Here is a 3,868-nt window from a genome sequence, read left to right as displayed (position 1 = left end):
TCACTTTCAAAGATTTTTTCATTTCTTACTTGACTTTATATAGTTAGTCTTTCTAAAGTTAATTTATTGGGTCAAAACCTGGCGTTGGTTTTCCTCCTACGGGATAACCAGATATAATTTCATTTCCTTTTTTGATTACGTCAATCTCAATACCATTAATTTTACCTCGATGCAGTGTCAATCCGTCTATACTCCGTTGTCCGATAGCATTTGAATTACTAATTTGGTAAATAGAATCAATTATATTTGTATCTGTCCAATCATCAGGAAATACTGTACTCATTTTTATTTTCGAAATATTCCCATCTGGAAATTGTTTGGTATATTTTATAATTTGAGTACCATCTGAATTTAATTTTATAGTTTCTGTTGCGAAATTAGGATTAGCATTATTAATATTTGGAGAATGACCACCATTAATTTTAGAGGATATACCCACCATGAGTTATGTATTTCATTAATATTTTCTATATTGTCTCTAACTTATAAAAACACTTGATGCCTGAAATGGCAATCAAGTGCTTTACAATTAGCTATATGAGTATTAATACTTTACTAATTTAAACTTCTTCTCGTTTTAATTAGTAGCTGTCCTTAAAAATTCTATACTAATTCTGTCAACTTTTATTTCAATAAGTTTATCCTCCAATTCAGGATAATCAGAGAAATACTCATCGGCATTTTTATATAATCCGTCAAATTTCTTTCCATGCTTATCAAAATGTCCTTTTCATTAGTACCAGTTTCTAAAGTATAACTAGATTGTTATCAGTTATTAAAAAATTCATAGTAAATTCACAAAGATCTATCACTTAATTACCCATTCACATGATAAAATACCTTTTTAGTTAGTTAGCTATAAACACAAGCTACGTCTCACTTCTGCTAATAAATTTATCAGCTCAGTTTTCTCAGGGTTTTTTTCTACTTCATTTTTCACATTTTTGTCCAAATAATCGTAAAATGTTTGAAAATCCAAAAAGGCCATTTGTTCAATTTCAACCGCTGGATAACCTAATTCTATTAAAACATGTTTTTCATCTAAAGGTCTTGGTAATTGAGCCATATCATATTCATCTAAATCTGATTGAAAAAAGGCAAATACTATCTCTTGTCCATATCCTTCTCTTTCGGCAAAGCTTCTTAATGCAATTTCCATATATTTACCATTTATGAAATTAAAATATGTTAGCATTAATTTATCAATATCTTCTTTACTTTCCTTCACTTGATATTCTCTACTCATTTCATTTTCACCTTCTAATCACATCATATTTTAGTTAATCAATAATAGGGAAAAAGTTTGTTATTTCACCAGCTTCATTCAGGTATCCTCTAAACTTCAAACCGTTTGAAGCAGTTCCTTCAACAATTCTCCCATCTACTTTTCCGTTCTGCATTGCTTCTTGTCCCCATTGGTAAATTTTATCATCACTAATTTTAGATGGGTCATAAACTGTTTTAGGGTCCTTGATGTTTTTATATGATACTGGTTCAGCAATATTACCAGCCATATCTTTTCTAGGTACTTTATACTCTACTTCATAAATTCCTTCAATTGATTGGTGTGGCTTTTTAGACACAATTAAATCATTTGGATTAAAACCTTGACTTTTCAATGCTTTATTAAATTCATCCATATTGTGCCCACCAACAATACCTTTTTTAGTATTAACATTTTCAACATTTATTAAATGATTTTTTGCATTTTCAACAAATTTAAATTTATTAGTTCCACCAACATTCTTACTATTATTACCCGTACCCTTAACTTCCTTAACCTGATTTCCACCATTCACTACAGCAGGCTTCTCTAATTCTGGTACTTTCCCTATTTTCGTAAGAGAACCTAGCCCCTTTGTTCCCACAAGTGCTGTCCCAACACCTAGTATTGCTTTTCCTTCCACATACGAGCGTGAATAGGCATTTCCTTGTACGTAGTCTTTTTCAACTGTTTCCTGCACTGCTTTGCCCATCGCTTTCACGGTTTCCTTTGGATGGGCTATGGCTGTTGTCAAGTTATTCCATGCTGCCTTTGGATTGCTCGCCAGTTCCCATGTATCTTTCACTGTGCCTACTGCTGTATCTACAAGAGCATCTACTTTTCCTTTCTCCTTTTGAACAAGTACCAATCCACCATTCTTCAGACCTGTAGTGAATTGTTCTTTCAACGGCATGTCCTTCGTAATTTTAGCTGGTTTCATCGCATCAATCGCGTGATAGGCTTTGTTTACTTGGTTCGATGTAACTTTGACCCCTTTTACTACTTGTTGGAGTTTTGTATTTTGAGCTTTTGCGTTCACATTACTTGTTACTTTTGTTTTACTTGGTGCATCATTCGTACTCATTGGGTAACTCGTCAATGAGTTACCTGAATTTTGATAAATCGAATTGCCCTTTGCCTTTGTTACACTTACAGAATCATGTGTGTGCATTGGTTTTGGCATATTAGCAGAATTGCTACTTGTTTTTGTTGCACTTGGTGTACTTTTACTACTTGTTGTTTTCGCTGTACTTGGTGTACTTTTACTACTTGTTACTTTTGTTTTACTTGGTGCATCGTTTGTACTCATTGGATAACTCGTTAATGAATTGCCTGAATTCTGGTAAATCGAATTGCCTGTTGCTTTTGCTGCATTTGACGCACTTTGACTGCTGGCGCTTTTTACTGTAGTTGTCGTATTGTGCGTACTTGCTGGTTTAGCTGTACTAGGCACGATTTTATTCGCCACTGGTTTTACTGTACTTGACGCAGCTTTTACTGCATTTGTAGCACTGTGCGTACTTGCTGGTTTAGCTGTACTAGGGGCGATTTTGTTCGCCACTGTTTTTACTGCACTTGACGCAGCTTTCACTGCATTTGTAGCACTGTGCGTACTCGCTAGTTTAACTGTGTTAGGCGCGATTTTGTTCGCCACTGCTTTTACTGCACTTGATGCAGCTTTCACTGCATTTGTAGCACTGTTCGTACTTGCTGGTTTGGCTGTGCTAGGTGTGATTTTGTTAGTCGCTGGCTTTACTGCACTTGATGCTGCTCTCGCTGCATTTGTAGAACTGTGCGTGCTCGCTGGTCTGACTGTGCTAGGCATGGGTTTGCTAGTTGTTGTTTTCGCTACACTTGACGAGCTTTGTGTACTTGTTGATTTTACTGTACTTATTGAACTTTTACTACTACTTGCACTGCCTCTATATGTAGATGCTAACGAAATAGATTTTACTGCCATTGTATTACCTCCGTTTAAATTTCCAATGCTTGTCCATCCGATGAATAAAGCTCCATATGATGTACAGCAAATGTGTCCTCTAAAATGTAGTCACCATCAATCAATAATTGGATTTTCCAATTACCGAGCATTTTTTGCCTATCTTCTTGATTCAGATCTAGCCAAAACCACATACGGACTGATTCATTTTCCTCGTCAGCAAACAGAAGATGCTCAGAAACTTGTGCAATTTTCTTATTAGGCGCATGCCAAACAACCGTAACAGGGTGCACACCTGTAATTCGACGAAATTCAAACTGCACAACCACCTGTGCATCAGTATCCATAGAAAATACTTTTTTATAGAGCGTTTTCCCCTTCTCTGACACTTGATTCGTAAAGCCATAGTCATGAATATGTATGCTATATTCTGTTGAATCATAAAGTCGCTCCTGCTGCTCATTGATAAAGAGCATTGACCAAATCTCTTCCTTCTCATCGATTTCATACATGTTGGCATAGGGGTCATTTAGCAAGAATTCATCATTCAGTAAAAACTTATAATGATATTGCCCAGAACTTAAATGGGTTTGGAAAAGCCATTCATTCCCTTGCTTTTGCATAACCCCCTTTGTTGCATCAAAACCGTTGAAATCTCCTACCAC

At 35.5% G+C, this 3,868-nt stretch carries 4 protein-coding genes; all 4 read right to left on the bottom strand.

The genetic code is table 11. The features are described 5' to 3' along the window. Positions 1–58: 58 nt before the first annotated feature. Positions 59–442, bottom strand: coding sequence for an EndoU domain-containing protein (locus tag C9J34_RS17190; RefSeq protein ID WP_107841409.1), 384 nt, complete (start codon positions 440–442; stop codon positions 59–61). 414 nt (positions 443–856) lie between these two features. After that, a complete protein-coding gene (locus C9J34_RS17185) occupies positions 857–1,246 on the bottom strand; it encodes a hypothetical protein (protein ID WP_107841408.1) in 390 nt (129 codons plus the stop codon). Positions 1,247–1,280: 34 nt separating this feature from the next. Next, complete coding sequence (locus tag C9J34_RS22435; protein ID WP_238600691.1) at positions 1,281–3,224, bottom strand: EndoU domain-containing protein; 1,944 nt, start codon at positions 3,222–3,224, stop codon at positions 1,281–1,283. A 14-nt stretch (positions 3,225–3,238) separates the two neighbouring features. After that, positions 3,239–3,868: early set domain-containing protein (locus tag C9J34_RS22090; protein WP_193769062.1), on the bottom strand; the 630-nt coding region annotated here is incomplete at its 5' end.

The organism is Metasolibacillus meyeri (assembly GCF_003049505.1).
Taxonomy (GTDB): domain Bacteria; phylum Bacillota; class Bacilli; order Bacillales_A; family Planococcaceae; genus Metasolibacillus; species Metasolibacillus meyeri.
Note: the sequence above shows the minus strand (reverse complement) of the source record. Positions and strands in the feature narration are given on the sequence as shown.